The organism is Paraglaciecola polaris LMG 21857 (assembly GCF_000315055.1).
Classification (GTDB): domain Bacteria; phylum Pseudomonadota; class Gammaproteobacteria; order Enterobacterales; family Alteromonadaceae; genus Paraglaciecola; species Paraglaciecola polaris.
On the sequence record NZ_BAER01000053.1, the window covers coordinates 1 to 13,390 of the forward strand.

Here is a 13,390-nt window from a genome sequence, read left to right on the forward strand (position 1 = left end):
ATAGGCAACGCCTTTATCATTTCGTTGTGCGGCAAAAAAAGAAAGGTTAATTATTAAACCTTGATGCTCTATTAATAAAGGGACTGCAAGTCGACTTGCTATAAAGTGAGCTCTAATACCTGCTTGAAACATAGAATCCCAACGCGAGTTTGGCTGTGTCCAAAATTCATTCTCATTCCAAAATTCTGTGCCGTCCGTGTAGTGTTCATATCCTCCCCAAACGTTATTCACTAGGATATCTAGTTTTTTCTCGTCTCGGACTATTGTGTCGAAGACAGATTCAACTTGAGCGTCATCAACGTGGTCACATTGAATAGCAATGCATTCCCCACCTAATTCTGATATCTCATTGGCTGTTTGATATATGGTGCCTGACAATCTAGATGCAGACTCTCCCTCATTTACAGTTCTACCCGTTATATAGACTTTAGCTCCAGCTTTCCCAAGAGATAAAGCAATACCTTTTCCTATGCCCCTGCTTGCGCCTGTGACCAGCGCGACTTTGTTTGATAATGGTTTCATTTACGTATCGCCTTGATCATTTGAGGTTTTACAAAACTAAACTCGAGGTGTTTAAAGAATGGTGCGGCAGTGGTGTATGAATTTGTCTAATTCTTAGCATTAAGTAGCGTATTTGTTAAGCGTTAATATTTCATCACCATCGTCATTATAAGTATTGGTCGGTTGCCAACCCACACGTCGATAGAAACCATATGATCTGACGACTGGCGTTGCGGATGCGGCTAAGTACAATTCTTTATGCCCCATTGTAAATAGTTGTTTGCTCGCACTGGATAAAAGCTCTTTCCCGATGCCAAACCTTTCATAACCAGATAGCACAGCAAGCACCAGTATTTCACCCGTAACTGATTCACCAAAGCAAAAACCGACAATGATATTTTTATCTAGGGCTACAGAGCCAACAATTTCCGAATTTTCAATTAACGGGGACCATGAAACAGCGGTTACACCAATTGCTGCTAAATCGTTCTTGGTAAACTGATTGTCACTCGTTAGTCCCCTTACTTCGATACATCGATCGATGTCTTGTTTTTTAGCTTGTCTAAATTCTATTTTCATATAGTTGATTCTGAATCTTTGTATAACTTTACCCCAGCACAGATGTCCTTACCAAGAATATTTCACGTCTGTTGTTAGAACGTTTGCTAACTCAGTATACTAGCTGTAGCGAGTATCGTCATTGACTGGCGGCTGATCTCATTTCCGCCGTTGAGTAATATTGGTTAAAGAGTAAAATTGCCTGATAGCTGACATAAGGCTCTGTTGATTTTCAGGGTTGTTTGTTGACCGGAAAGTGCTCAGTCTAGTTGCAATGACTTTCAAAACAAGCATAGGTATTAATCACGCGAACAAACATGAGATTCGTGTCGATTAAAAGCGCTAAAAGAGATCGGATGCAAATTATCATATCTTTTAAACTAAAATGGTCATTTGATGAAAGTATCAGGGAAACTCGCAAAATAATTCATTATATCCTTGGATGATGCATCTATTGCGTTAGCTTTTGTTTAACTTGAAATTTCCCCATCCAACCATAACGCACTGAAATACAGGTACACAAATAACATTGTTCTTTACCCCAATGGTCTGGCACAACTCGTGCATAGCTTCTAGCTTAAAGTCATTACAGCGGCTCGCCTGATGCTAATGTTAAGTAAAATTCAAAGAAACTGTTTTAATCAAATTAAGGAATGTCCGTGCCAGCACCTATCAATGATTTCAAATTAGCTATAAAGGGAAAGCAAGCACAAATAGGATTATGGCTTGGACTAGCAAACGCCTACACTGCTGAACTGCTTGCAGGTGCAAATTTTGACTGGCTTCTTATTGATGCTGAGCATTCTCCCAATGATTTAAGAAGCATCCTTGAACAACTGCAAGCAGTCGCTCCATACCCTGTTACTCCAATTGTTAGACCTCCATGGCCTGATTCAGTCAGAATAAAACAAATACTTGATTTAGGCGTGCAAACCATACTAGCACCTATGGTTGACACAGTTTCACAAGCACAGCAAGTAGTAGCCGCCACACGATATCCGCCAGAGGGGATACGTGGGGTAGGGAGCCCTCTTGCTCGCGCTTCCCAATTTAACAGGACAAAGGACTATTTGGAGACGGCGAATCAGGAAATTTGTGTTCTACTTCAAATCGAAACAATGACGGGTGTTAATAATTTAGATGATATTTTACAAGTAGAAGGTGTAGACGGCATTTTTATTGGCCCAGCTGACTTAAGCGCATCTATGGGACACATAAAAAATCCTGGGCATCCAGAAGTACAGCAGGTAATCGAAAATTGTATTGCTCGTATTGTTGCTTCTGGCAAAGCCGCAGGAATACTTACCGGTGATAAAGAGTTGGCAAAACATTACATTAAATGCGGCGCAGTATTTGTAGGTGTGGGCACTGATACAGGCTTATTGCTAGAATCATCAGCAAGACTAGCCGAGGTTTTTAAACCGTCGTTAGTAAAACCAAAATCCGAAGGGCTATCAATTTACTGAAGAAAAATATAATCGGAATTCAAATGAAAGCAGCTCATTTAGTATGGATTGACTTAAGTACATGAACATTTTGATAATAGGTTGTGGGGCGATTGGTGGATATTATGCGAGCCGGTTAATCCAATGCTGTAAGTCAGTAACTGTCACCGCTAGGGGACACCATTTAAAGGCAATTCAAAAAAGTGGACTTAAAGTTACACATGAAGGAAAAAAGAGCATTAGCGCAGTAACTGCTCTAGACCACGCAAGCTTAAAGACTCAGTATCGAAGTGATCAGTTTGATGTCGTCTTAATTTGTTTAAAAGTGAATCAACTCTCGTCTGTATTGATGGAGCTTAGGGAGTGGTTAGAGCCATCTACCTGTCCTATATTGTCATTGCAAAATGGGGTTGATAGCGAAGCATTTTTAGCTAACGCTTTCGGTGCTAAAAGAATTTGGGGTGGCATGGCCATAAAAATTGGTGGTGAAGTTGTTAAACCGGGTGAAGTAGTTTCTACTGGCATTGCAAAAATCACCTACGGCCCATGGCCAAAACTCGACAAGCATCAATTGATGCCAACTAAGCTGACTATTTTTGCTAAATATCTAGCACTCGCTAATATTCCTTTTGAACTCACATCCGACATACAATCGGAATTGTGGAAGAAACTTGTCATTAATAACGGAGTCAATCCGTTGTCGGCAATTACCGGTTTAGATACGTTTGAGCTGACTCACAATCCATATTATGCGACTGTTGTACTTAGCGCGATGCAAGAAACTGCTGTTGCTGCTCTTAATGATGGCGTAATAATTAGCCAGCAAGATATAGAAAATTTATTTGAGCTTATAAAAAATTTCGCGCCAATCAAAACCTCTATGCTGATAGACAAAGAACAAGGTCGGCCAATTGAATTGGATGCAATTGTTGGTAGCGTGCTTGAAAGGTCAAAATTACAAGGTGTGTCGGCTCCTCAGAATCAACAGTTTTGGCAAAGCCTCACTGAATTTGCAAGGTAGAATATGTTAAAAATTGTCACACTAGGTCCCGCTGGAACATTTTCAGAACTGGCTACACATAAATTTATCAAACAGCAATCTGAGTCTTGTAATATTTGTTTTCTACCTTCAATTAAAAGTGTATTGCATGAGATCGGTCTCTCAAGTGATATTGGCATTTTACCTATCGAGAACTTTTCTGAGGGTTTTATCGCGGTTGTTTTAGACGAGTTGGCAGCCTTAGACTTGAGTATAATTGACGAAATTCTTTTACCCATAAAGTTTTCATTTGTTGCAAATTCGGCGAGTATTAACGAAATAGAGCAGCTATTTGTACAGTTTGTTGCAAAAGGTCAATGTGTCGACTTTATTAGTGGTCTTGATAATGCCAATATCCAACTAACTGAAAGTAACATTGAGTCTTTACATGAATGTTTAGCTGGTAATGCTAAAGTGGGTGCAATTGTGCCTTCAGGCTCGTTTAATTCTGAACAGTTTGCACTGACTATTGACAGTGTAAATGACTACGAGAATAACCAAACGCGGTTCTTGGTTTTAAGTCGCAATAATAATCATCCCATCTCAAACGATGCCAACAAAACGAGTATCATTGTACTAGACGATGACGATCATCCAGGTTTGTTAGGTGAAGTTCTTCAATCTTTTTCTGCACGGCAAATAAACCTAAGCTCTATTATATCGCGACCCACACGGAAATCGTTCGGGAAATACCATTTCTTTATTGAACTAGAGGGTAGTCAAAACGATCCTTTGGTGGCTTCAGCTTTGCAAGAGATAAGTCAACGAAATAAAGTTAAGGTGCTTGGTGCATATAAAAAGGCAACACTTCAAAGTTGATTGTTATGCCACGAAAAATTGCTAACTTTCTGTATTATTATTTTTTTTCGGATACAACCAAAATGAGAAGGTTTTGGTCATAAATGGCATCAAAAAATAGGTCATAGCAACGATAACAACCGCCGTAACAGCGAAGGTTCTAATAAGTAAAGGTAGGTCTGCAAGTAAAGGTCCAAATAGCCAAAAAATAAGCGTGACTGCAGGATAAAGTGCCAACCAACTAACTACCGTCATTTTAAATCGAGCATGGAGCGACTTTTTTAAAAAGAAAAAAAGAATGGAAAGTGTGTTGGCCGTCCTAGTTTTAAGAAAAAAGGAAAGTGTATTGATTCGTTTTATGTCGGAGGTGATCAAGTTAAGGTCGAAGCAACCAGTAATGCCGGTTATCCATTAACCATCGTGAAAAAGGAAATACCATGATGCCAGAGGTGATTTTGCAGTCAGTGCTGACTTGTCCTGAATGTGGCCATAAAAAAACAGAATCCATGCCCACCGACGCGTGCCAGTGGTATTACGAGTGCGAACAGTGTCATACCTTGTTGAAACCCAAAGCGGGTGACTGTTGTGTGTATTGTTCTTATGGCTCCGTACCATGTCCGCCGATTCAACTTACAACCGAAAGTAAAGGCAAAGGTGGCTGCTGTGGTACTCAAACTTTATACGCATCTTGCCAGTTCACGATTACTATCTTGCACACGCCATCATCACCCCGCTACCCATGATACATCAAACTGCTTTTTCTGGAACCAGAAGCGGCGTTACAGCCAGATTCTGGAACCGGCCAAGCTATGGGGGCAAAGCCCGATAGTCAAAGCGGGTGTCTAGACCTACCTTGATCACCTGAAAATAAGGTGAAATATGGGTCAAACTACAAAAGCGGTAAAAAACGCCCACTTAGGCCACTTGTCCCTTTGATATTATGATACTTTATAGGTTCCAATTCTTCGAAAAAATGACCTTTCTGATCACCGATTGGCCGTCAGCGCCAGTATAGGATCCAGATTAAACCAGCTGCTTGAGGCAGTCGACATCAGAGAGTGTTAATCAATAATGATCCCAATAGGGTGGATCTCCAAAATAAGAACTAATAAAGTCGATAAAGGCACGAAGCTTTGGAGCAAGAAGTTTTCGATGCGGATAGACTGCGTATAACCCCATAGTCTCAAGTTCAAAATCATTGAGCATGGTTTTGAGATTTCCCTGTTTTAGCGCTTCTCCGACGATAAATGTTGGTTGCAAAATATAGCCTTCACCAGCAATAGCGGCTGCCATTAACATCTCACCATTGTTTGCAGCCAATCCAGATTGATTGCTCTGCGAACTAGCGCGCAGCACTTTCATTAATGGATTTTCGGATGCAGAGTAATCCATGTAGCTGTAATGTAGAAAATGCGAATTATTCAATTCCTTTGGGTGGGTCGGAGCCCCGTATTTTTCAATATACGAGGGAGCCGCGCAGAGTACTAATCTGACAGGCGCTATTTTTTTTGCAATCAAAGATGAACTTTTTAAGTGCCCAATCCTCAGTGTTACATCAAATCCTTCTTCGATAACATCCACCTTGCGATCACTTAACTCCAGATTGACACCAACTTCCGGGTACTGTTTTTTGAAATCCCGTATTAGTGGCGCAAGGTGCAGTGTTGAAAAAGAGACTGGTGCACTAATATGTAAAAGCCCTTTGGCAGCCTTTTGGATCTCTCCAAAGTGGTTTTCCATATCATGAACACTATCCAGAATATGTATTGCATGCTGTAAACACTGCTCTCCTTCCTGGGTCAAGTGAACACGCCGAGTTGTTCGATTAAACAATCTCACACCTAATTGCTCTTCAAACTGAGATACATACTTGCTCACCAGTTGATTTGAAGTCGCTAGTTTCTCAGCAGCTTTTGTAAAACTGCCCAGTTCTGCCACGGTGACAAACGCTTTCATTGTTTCTAAGCGGTCCATAAATAAAGCCCATATTGTAAACATTATGTTTGTAATTATTCCATAAAAGCATTATTTATTCATCGTTATGTTGGTAGTAGTATAGATATTAACCTGATTGAGGCAGTGTGCACGGTCAGTATTCATTTACGACTTAGGAGGAATTAAACGATGAATAAGCAAACTTTACATAAGCTATTGAAATCAGATGCTGGCTTTGCGGCTTTAGCTTTAAGAGTACCTGTTGGGATTATCTTGGCCGCTCATGGCGCACAGAAATTGTTCGGCTGGTATGGCGGTTATGGTCTCGAAGGCAGCGGGCAATGGATGGCAAGTATCGGATTGGAGCCGGGGTATTTGATGGCCCTTTTGGCTGGCAGTGCAGAATTTTTTGGCGGCCTTGTCTTGGTTCTTGGTTTGCTAACCAGACCTGCTGCTGCAGTAAGCGCTTTTACTATGTTAGTGGCTATTTTTAGCGTCCACTTTGAGCATGGTCTTTTCTTGACAAACAATGGTTATGAATACGCACTTGCATTGTTTGCTGCAACTGTAGCATTAACTATTCAAGGCGCTGGAAGCTATGCGGTTGATAATGCAATAGCAAAAAACGTCGTTGGTAGTGCTTCCGTTAATGAGTTATCGCACTTAAAACAAGTAGCTTAATGTTCAATAAGTAATGCCTTCCTTTACTGTAGGAAGGTCATTTCTATGGAGGTATTTACCCATGTTAGTGAATGGCGTTTGGCAAGAAAATTGGCAACCGGTTCAGAACAAAGATGAAAAAGGTCGCTTTATACGACAAACATCGTCGTTTCGAAATTGGATTACACCAGATGGCTCGCCTGGTATCACTGGTGAAGGTGGTTTTAAAGCGGAAGCTGATCGATATCACTTATACGTAGCTTACATTTGCCCTTGGGCAAGTCGCACCTTAATGGCGAGAGCATTAAAAGGCCTGGAAGATATTATTTCCGTTTCAGTGGTCAACCCGAAGTTGACGGATCAGGGATGGCAGTTTGGTGGCTTCAACGGCAGTGATAGTGATGATCTCAACGGAGCAACCTATTTGCATGAACTGTATACCCAAGTCACGCCAGAATTTACTGGTCGAGCAACCGTTCCTGTTTTATGGGATAAGAAAACACAAACCATTGTTAGCAATGAGTCGGCGGATATTGTTCGAATGTTTAATACAGCATTTGTCGATATAAAAAGTATTGGTCCTGATTTAGTCCCCAAGGAGTTAGCGTCAGAGATCGATGCGACAAATGAATATATCTATTCCGATCTCAATAATGGTGTTTATCAAGCCGGTTTTGCATCTACACAAGAAGCTTACGAAGAAGCCTTTGTAAAAGTATTTACTGCGCTCGATTCGTTGGAAGAAAGACTGGCAGATGGACGTGAATTTCTATTTGGTGATGTACTCACTGAGTCAGATATTCGTTTATTTGTGACCTTGATTCGATTTGATGTGGCTTACAACGGGCTGTTCAAGTGTAATCGAAACAGGATCAAAGATATGCCAAAACTCCAAGATTACATGCATCGTATTTTGGCGATAGAGGGTATTCAAGGTACGGTTAATATTGAGCACATTAAAGCAGGCTACTACTCGATAAAAGCGCTTAACCCCACTGGGATTGTTCCCGTTGGTCCTGAGCTTTAAAAATAGCTGGAGTTAACATGAAATCGAAACGAAACATTGTCTACATTTCTCATGGTGGGGGTCCCATGCCTTTGTTAGGAGACCCAGATCATAATGAAATGGTGGAGACGTTAAAAGAGATCGCCGCAGAAGTGGATAAGCCCAGCGCGATATTGGTGATCAGTGCTCATTGGGAAGCGCGTTTACCTACTGTAACCTCAGGAATTAATCCTGGAATTATTTACGACTACGGAGGGTTTCCAAAAGAAGCGTATGAGATTCAATATCAGGCATCGGGTGAACCTTTATTGGCAAATAGTGTAGTGAAAGTACTGAAAGAAAACGGTATTGACGCGGTGCAAGACGAGCAACGGGGTTTTGATCATGGCTTGTTTGTGCCACTTAAAATCATGTATCCGGAAGCAGAAATTCCCTGTGTACAGTTATCATTGGTCCACAGTCTTGATCCAGACCTGCATATTCAGATGGGCAAGGCTTTGCAGTCACTCAATTGGGATAACTTACTGGTCATTGGGTCCGGATTTTCGTTTCACAATATGCGCGCATTTTTTACTCCAAATTCGCTGGAGGCTCGCACGAATAACCTCGCCTTTGACGTGTGGTTGGGTGAAACAGTTAGCGATGAGGCGCTGTCAGAACAGGCAAGAGAGGAAAGACTAGCGCATTGGGAATCTGCACCAGCCGCGAGGTATTGTCATCCAAGGGAAGAGCATTTAATCCCTTTGCATGTATGTTATGGCATGGCCACTAAGCCGAGTGACAAAGTATTCAAAGCAGAGATTATGAAAAGGCAATCGTCAATGTTTCTTTGGGAGCGCCAGCAAGAGCAGTAAATAGAAAATGAACGATGGTGCAATTGAGATTGCCTACCTGATCCTGAACTTGAACGGTCACCACTTTGAAGTGGATGGGAGTTTGGAATGATTAGAAACTGTCATTCTTGAACATGCCATGGTAGGGTTTTCCTCGGAGCCTGGCGAGGCAGTAAAGGAGATAAGTTAGTCGCCGATTGGCTTCATATCGACATTTTTCTTTAATGATATCAATGCAGATATCGTCATATTATTTTTGCAACACTTAGAAGATGAGCGCAATAATAAAGTGCAAACGCGCAATGCGCGTTTAACCTCGATACGCTCATTTTGACGATTTTGCTATTGCCGATAAACCCGATTTATTGGCTGATATGCAGCCTGTCTTGGCAATTCCTGAGAAACGACAAGATCGTTTTACCTTTGATTACCTGACAAATGATGAAATTAACGTTTTACTCAACGTCCCCTACCGCACTTGTTGGTATGGGCGTAGAGACTATAGTTAGGTGAAGTTCTTCAATCTTTTTCTGCACGTCAAATAAACCTAAGCTCTATTATATCGCGACCCACACGGAAATCGTTCGGGAAATACCATTTCTTTATTGAACTAGAGGGTAGCAAATCGGATGTTAGTGTCGCAGAGGCTTTAAAGGAAATAAGCCAAACGAATAAGGTAAAAGTGCTTGGCTCTTACAAGTCAGTAAAAATTTAAGAGCTGCCATTAAAATTACACTGAGGACTAATTGTCGCCTTTATGTTTTGGCTTCGGATATAACCAAAAGGAAAACGTTTTTGTCATAAAAGGCATCAACACATAAGTCATCAGAACAATAACAAGCGCAGTTACCAAAAAGGTTCTCAAAATCAGGGGGAATTCTGCTAACCAAGTACCCAATAACCAAAAGATAAAGGTAACGGCTGGGTATAATGCTAACCAACTAATAAGTGTCATTTTATAGCGAGGAGGCGGAGTTAGTGGATTTGCCGACGGTAGCGTAAACCATGTGATCAAGCCAGACACTTGTTCTCTTTCACTTGTCGAAATTAATAAACCTTCAATTTTTTCTAATACATCACTTCGTTGAGACGAGGCCTCCCACACTTTCAAACTGTCTATGTCTTTGAACTTGAACATCACTCGGTATTCAGGATCATTGCTAGAAGATGGTTTAAATAAAGTCGTGCCCATATACCCTGCAAACTGACTAGCACGTTCAGTCATTTCTGAGCTAAGCGATTCAAACTCCTCTACTTTATCAGGCTTAACGCGGCGTGAAACAATCACCGTAATAGGTTCATTTTTTGCTGTCACTGGCTTTTGCCTCACAATACAATAAAATAGGGGCTGCAAGTGCCAGCCCCAAGGGGTTGAGAGAGTTAACTAACTGCCCGTTGCACGCAAGTGCTGCACACTAAACATGCTAGGGGGTGTAAGTTCAGGGTCAACTTGCCCCTTAAATTGTCCCGTTGTGCAATGATTTGCTTGAACGTCAATCATACTAAATGCATCATCAATAGATACACCCGAGCCTTTATTTGCTGGCAAATGATGGTCCGGATCAGACTGTCCAATTGTAAAGGTTTTCCACATAGTACCTTTGCGATCGTATGAAATCGTTCTGGGTATTGTAAAAGTTTGAGCATCCATAAAATGCACACGTTTTGATAATGGATGCGAATCATTTACCGGACTCGCTTCTACTTCATACACTTTGCGTAATTGCCAGGTAATATTAGGGAAACATCCACCTTGACCACTAAAGGCGACAACTTGATAGCCGTCACTGTCGCTATGCGTTTCTGTATCTAGGGTCAACTCATTATGATTAAAGAACGGCATCAGCATATAACGCGTTGCTTTATATTCCCAATTCATATCTGAAATACGGCCATTGTATCCTTCAAAATCTTCAATCATCAAGTCTGATCCTAAGAAAGCATCGGTAACCTGACCTGTCGCTAAACGTCTAACCCTGCGTTGAAAGCCAAGGTATAACCACGAGTTATCGCGTTTTAAGTCGTCGGCCGCTCGATGGATCAACAGCTGTGTATTGCGCACATCGTCGGGTGCCAAAACCTGCACGTAAATAGAACGAAACAAATCTGACGGGTTAGGCGTGATTTCAGGCGTGGGCTGCTGATTTACCCGACCTTTAAAGTTGAGAAAGTGAAAGTTGAACTTAATAGTTCGTTCCACTTTTGCCGAATCCATATCCCGATATTTCCAATAAAACGGGTATATTGCAGCGCTATCGCCCCAGTTATAACCATATTTATAGTTCCAAGCGAGCTTTTCACCTGCACGTGGATCATCATTGCTCGGTTCGGCGGGGAAAGGTCTACCCGCTTCCCAACCACTTATCTCGCCTACTTTTTCGCCAAGAGTAACTTTGCTATAACCTTTGGTACTAGCGTCTATATAGCTTTGGTGTAAGGCCAATGAAGTCGTATCGCCAACGACTATCGACGTGAAACCCTTTTCAATAAATACGTAAAACGCTGGGTCAATGACATCTTTAAACTGAGCCACATTAGACTTATCAATGACCATCCCCTTTGCTAGACCTTCAAATGAAGGTGTGCTTTGGGCGTATGGGAAGAATGACTGTTGAATAACTTCATCTGCTGCCAATGCTGATGTTGTCATCAAAGCGCTTGTTACGAAAGTAGCGGCAATACTAAGCTTAATGCCTGAAATTAGTTTTTTCATGTTTTTAATCCTCTGTTAAAAGCTGTAGCGAAGGGTAAATTGAAGTTCGTCTTCTTTTTGAGCCATGCCAATTGGGCCCGATTGAAAACGTCCTAAAGGTTCAAAACCTTGCAGGCCTAAAGTAGACCCTGGTGTATGTTCAGGAAACGCTGCAGTAAATGGTGACCAAGGGTTACATGTTCGGCAGTCGTCAAACTTACGCGCGCCGGTTCCAAGTTTAAAGTTAACACCACCGGTGAATTTAAAGTTGTCATTAACAATCCATTCAACCGACAATGATACAGCAGTAGCACTTGCTCTAACGTCATGTGCAGCAAGAATTTGGGGACTCAATCTATTGTTCATCCACCATCCTTTAATAAGCAAGGTAGCTGTCCAGTTTTCTTCCCAATCAGGTATACCAGCAGTCCCTAATAAGCGTTCTTCGCGTTCGTGATCTAATATGTGCTGACCAAATATTTGGCCCGAGAAAAGAAACGCAGTTTTATCATTTAAGAAAGGAATGAAGATGCTTTTATCTGCACCAAGTACATAGCGCACAACATCAGACTCAGAGTACAGATCTTCTCTCAAGGTGTTTCCAAACTCTTCACCAGAGGTATGAGAAGCTTCGACTCTAAACACGGTATCGATACCTTGAGAGTAATAATCCATTGAACCACCAAGCATGGTTAAACGAGGAAAATTAATATCAAAAGCAATTAGCGCTGGCCATAGCCCTACCTCACCCGTGAATGCGTTTTGAGCTTGTATGTTCGCTCTTATTGAAGGCATTTGTGAACGATAACTCAAGGCGTTTAAAGAAAAGCCTAAATCTCCCAAAACCCCTTCAAACTTAAGACCTACTTGAGTATTTGATAAACTCCAGCTTGGCAAGTTGGCCTGGCGTATGCCAATTTGTCCTGGACCAAAGTCGGTTGCCGCTACGCCGCCAGCAAAGTTAGCAACGGTTCCACCGTTATCCCATAAGGAGTTCATGCCTCTGAAGAAGCAGCCTGCATCTATGATTACATTAGGTTGACCACATTGACCTAAATCATTCGGGCGATAGCGGTCGAAGTTCCAAATTAGTTGTAAGTTTACGTCATCGAAAGTCTCGGTTGCTCCCATCCGGAAATCCGTTTTTAAAATCCACATGGGGATGCGAATATCTTCTAACTCGTCGTAAATATTGTTACGTGAATAATCAACCGGGTTTATAACGTCAAGTACTCTGAATAAGTCAGTTCGTCCCCAAATGACTTGCTGCTTACCTAGTCGGGTACTAATGATACTTCCATTATCCAGGTTATAATCAAAATCAAAATAAAGTTCACGAATAAAATCTAAACGGTCGTTTAACTCTTGTGAACGGAGTTCTTGCATGTCTTTGTCGAGATAGCCGTTAATACAGCCGCGAGAATCTGTATCACAAGGACGTACCGGAACTCCCATAGCAACGCCGCCATCGGTAGCATGAAGATTCTCACCGAGTACGATCATCCCTTCGTTAGGATTATTTGCAGTATCGAAAGTAAATGGAAAGGCTAAACCTTCACCAAAGAGCACTGTAGCGCCCGGACCCGCTGCAACGTTCTCAATAGAAATTGCTCTGCCTGCTTTCTCACCAAAGTCTTCATCATTGAGATCATATACACCATCGTAGGTTAAACGGAACGTCCCACTTAATGAAACATTGCTGAATGAACCTGAAGACTTAAAGCTTTTTGCAGCTTCTATTTGCAGTGTGTTACGAAATTTAGATAAACCAACATCTTTACGAAAAAATGTTGCGTTTTCGATATATGTATTTACTCGAACGTCCTCTGCAAAGCTACTCTGCTGAAAAACAGGTAACAGGGCAAATCCCAGTGCAACTTTGAGCATCGTACACTTTATGTTTTGTGTGTTTTTAGGCATTTT

Annotated in this window: 13 protein-coding genes and 1 pseudogene; 8 read left to right on the top strand and 6 right to left on the bottom strand. The window is 41.6% G+C overall.

Going from position 1 to position 13,390, the window contains the following annotated elements; genetic code table 11:
* The coding region (locus GPLA_RS11235) for an SDR family NAD(P)-dependent oxidoreductase (protein WP_040514556.1) at positions 1–522 on the bottom strand (522 nt) is incomplete at its 3' end.
* Between the two features lie 99 nt (positions 523–621).
* Entirely contained in the window at positions 622–1,080 is a 459-nt protein-coding gene (locus tag GPLA_RS11240; protein WP_007105037.1) for a GNAT family N-acetyltransferase, read from the bottom strand.
* A gap of 632 nt (positions 1,081–1,712) precedes the next feature.
* Between GPLA_RS11240 and hpaI the strand changes: the two genes are divergently transcribed.
* The 4 genes from hpaI (at position 1,713) to GPLA_RS23995 (ending at position 5,084) form a co-directional block, all read left to right on the top strand.
* On the top strand, positions 1,713–2,525 hold the full coding sequence (gene hpaI / locus GPLA_RS11245) for a 4-hydroxy-2-oxoheptanedioate aldolase (RefSeq protein WP_040514557.1): 813 nt from the start codon (positions 1,713–1,715) through the stop codon (positions 2,523–2,525).
* Between the two features lie 61 nt (positions 2,526–2,586).
* Positions 2,587–3,525, top strand: a complete 939-nt coding sequence (locus GPLA_RS11250; protein WP_040514558.1) for a ketopantoate reductase family protein — start codon at positions 2,587–2,589, stop codon at positions 3,523–3,525.
* A gap of 3 nt (positions 3,526–3,528) precedes the next feature.
* The gene (locus GPLA_RS11255; protein ID WP_007105040.1) at positions 3,529–4,362 is read left to right on the top strand and encodes a prephenate dehydratase; all 834 of its coding nucleotides are present in this window, start codon (positions 3,529–3,531) and stop codon (positions 4,360–4,362) included.
* A gap of 419 nt (positions 4,363–4,781) precedes the next feature.
* Positions 4,782–5,084: a GDCCVxC domain-containing (seleno)protein gene (locus GPLA_RS23995; protein ID WP_456095265.1), complete on the top strand. Its 303-nt coding sequence runs from the start codon at positions 4,782–4,784 to the stop codon at positions 5,082–5,084.
* Positions 5,085–5,406: 322 nt separating this feature from the next.
* Here GPLA_RS23995 and GPLA_RS11265 read toward each other — a convergent pair whose 3' ends face one another.
* Positions 5,407–6,315 carry a LysR family transcriptional regulator gene (locus GPLA_RS11265; RefSeq protein ID WP_007105042.1) on the bottom strand — a complete coding sequence of 303 codons (909 nt, stop codon included), beginning with the start codon at positions 6,313–6,315 and terminating at the stop codon, positions 5,407–5,409.
* 150 nt (positions 6,316–6,465) lie between these two features.
* Between GPLA_RS11265 and GPLA_RS11270 the strand changes: the two genes are divergently transcribed.
* The 4 genes and pseudogenes from GPLA_RS11270 to GPLA_RS23210 all read left to right on the top strand — a co-directional run.
* Positions 6,466–6,957 (top strand): DoxX family protein, encoded by a 492-nt coding sequence (locus GPLA_RS11270; protein WP_007105043.1) that lies wholly within the window; start codon positions 6,466–6,468, stop codon positions 6,955–6,957.
* A 61-nt stretch (positions 6,958–7,018) separates the two neighbouring features.
* Positions 7,019–7,963 carry a glutathione S-transferase family protein gene (locus GPLA_RS11275; RefSeq protein ID WP_007105044.1) on the top strand — a complete coding sequence of 315 codons (945 nt, stop codon included), beginning with the start codon at positions 7,019–7,021 and terminating at the stop codon, positions 7,961–7,963.
* A gap of 17 nt (positions 7,964–7,980) precedes the next feature.
* Positions 7,981–8,796 carry a DODA-type extradiol aromatic ring-opening family dioxygenase gene (locus GPLA_RS11280; protein ID WP_040514559.1) on the top strand — a complete coding sequence of 272 codons (816 nt, stop codon included), beginning with the start codon at positions 7,981–7,983 and terminating at the stop codon, positions 8,794–8,796.
* 496 nt (positions 8,797–9,292) lie between these two features.
* Positions 9,293–9,490, top strand: a pseudogene (locus tag GPLA_RS23210) (ACT domain-containing protein); the annotation flags it as partial.
* Between the two features lie 27 nt (positions 9,491–9,517).
* Here GPLA_RS23210 and GPLA_RS11285 read toward each other — a convergent pair.
* The 3 genes from GPLA_RS11285 to GPLA_RS11295 form a co-directional block, all read right to left on the bottom strand.
* A complete protein-coding gene (locus GPLA_RS11285) occupies positions 9,518–10,090 on the bottom strand; it encodes an antibiotic biosynthesis monooxygenase (RefSeq protein ID WP_007105047.1) in 573 nt (190 codons plus the stop codon).
* Between the two features lie 69 nt (positions 10,091–10,159).
* Positions 10,160–11,488: a DUF1329 domain-containing protein gene (locus tag GPLA_RS11290; protein WP_007105048.1), complete on the bottom strand. Its 1,329-nt coding sequence runs from the start codon at positions 11,486–11,488 to the stop codon at positions 10,160–10,162.
* Between the two features lie 15 nt (positions 11,489–11,503).
* A complete protein-coding gene (locus GPLA_RS11295) occupies positions 11,504–13,387 on the bottom strand; it encodes a DUF1302 family protein (protein WP_040514560.1) in 1,884 nt (627 codons plus the stop codon).
* Positions 13,388–13,390 lie beyond the last annotated feature (3 nt).

Bases quoted from the DNA above. Each gene is read 5' to 3' on its own strand.
- GPLA_RS11240 (WP_007105037.1), bottom strand. From the start codon at position 1,080: ATGAAAATAGAATTTAGACAAGCTAAAAAACAAGACATCGATCGATGT.
- hpaI (WP_040514557.1), top strand. From the start codon at position 1,713: ATGTCCGTGCCAGCACCTATCAATGATTTCAAATTAGCTATAAAGGGA.
- GPLA_RS11250 (WP_040514558.1), top strand. From the start codon at position 2,587: ATGAACATTTTGATAATAGGTTGTGGGGCGATTGGTGGATATTATGCG.
- GPLA_RS11255 (WP_007105040.1), top strand. From the start codon at position 3,529: ATGTTAAAAATTGTCACACTAGGTCCCGCTGGAACATTTTCAGAACTG.
- GPLA_RS23995 (WP_456095265.1), top strand. From the start codon at position 4,782: ATGCCAGAGGTGATTTTGCAGTCAGTGCTGACTTGTCCTGAATGTGGC.
- GPLA_RS11265 (WP_007105042.1), bottom strand. From the start codon at position 6,315: ATGGACCGCTTAGAAACAATGAAAGCGTTTGTCACCGTGGCAGAACTG.
- GPLA_RS11270 (WP_007105043.1), top strand. From the start codon at position 6,466: ATGAATAAGCAAACTTTACATAAGCTATTGAAATCAGATGCTGGCTTT.
- GPLA_RS11275 (WP_007105044.1), top strand. From the start codon at position 7,019: ATGTTAGTGAATGGCGTTTGGCAAGAAAATTGGCAACCGGTTCAGAAC.
- GPLA_RS11280 (WP_040514559.1), top strand. From the start codon at position 7,981: ATGAAATCGAAACGAAACATTGTCTACATTTCTCATGGTGGGGGTCCC.
- GPLA_RS11290 (WP_007105048.1), bottom strand. From the start codon at position 11,488: ATGAAAAAACTAATTTCAGGCATTAAGCTTAGTATTGCCGCTACTTTC.
- GPLA_RS11295 (WP_040514560.1), bottom strand. From the start codon at position 13,387: ATGCCTAAAAACACACAAAACATAAAGTGTACGATGCTCAAAGTTGCA.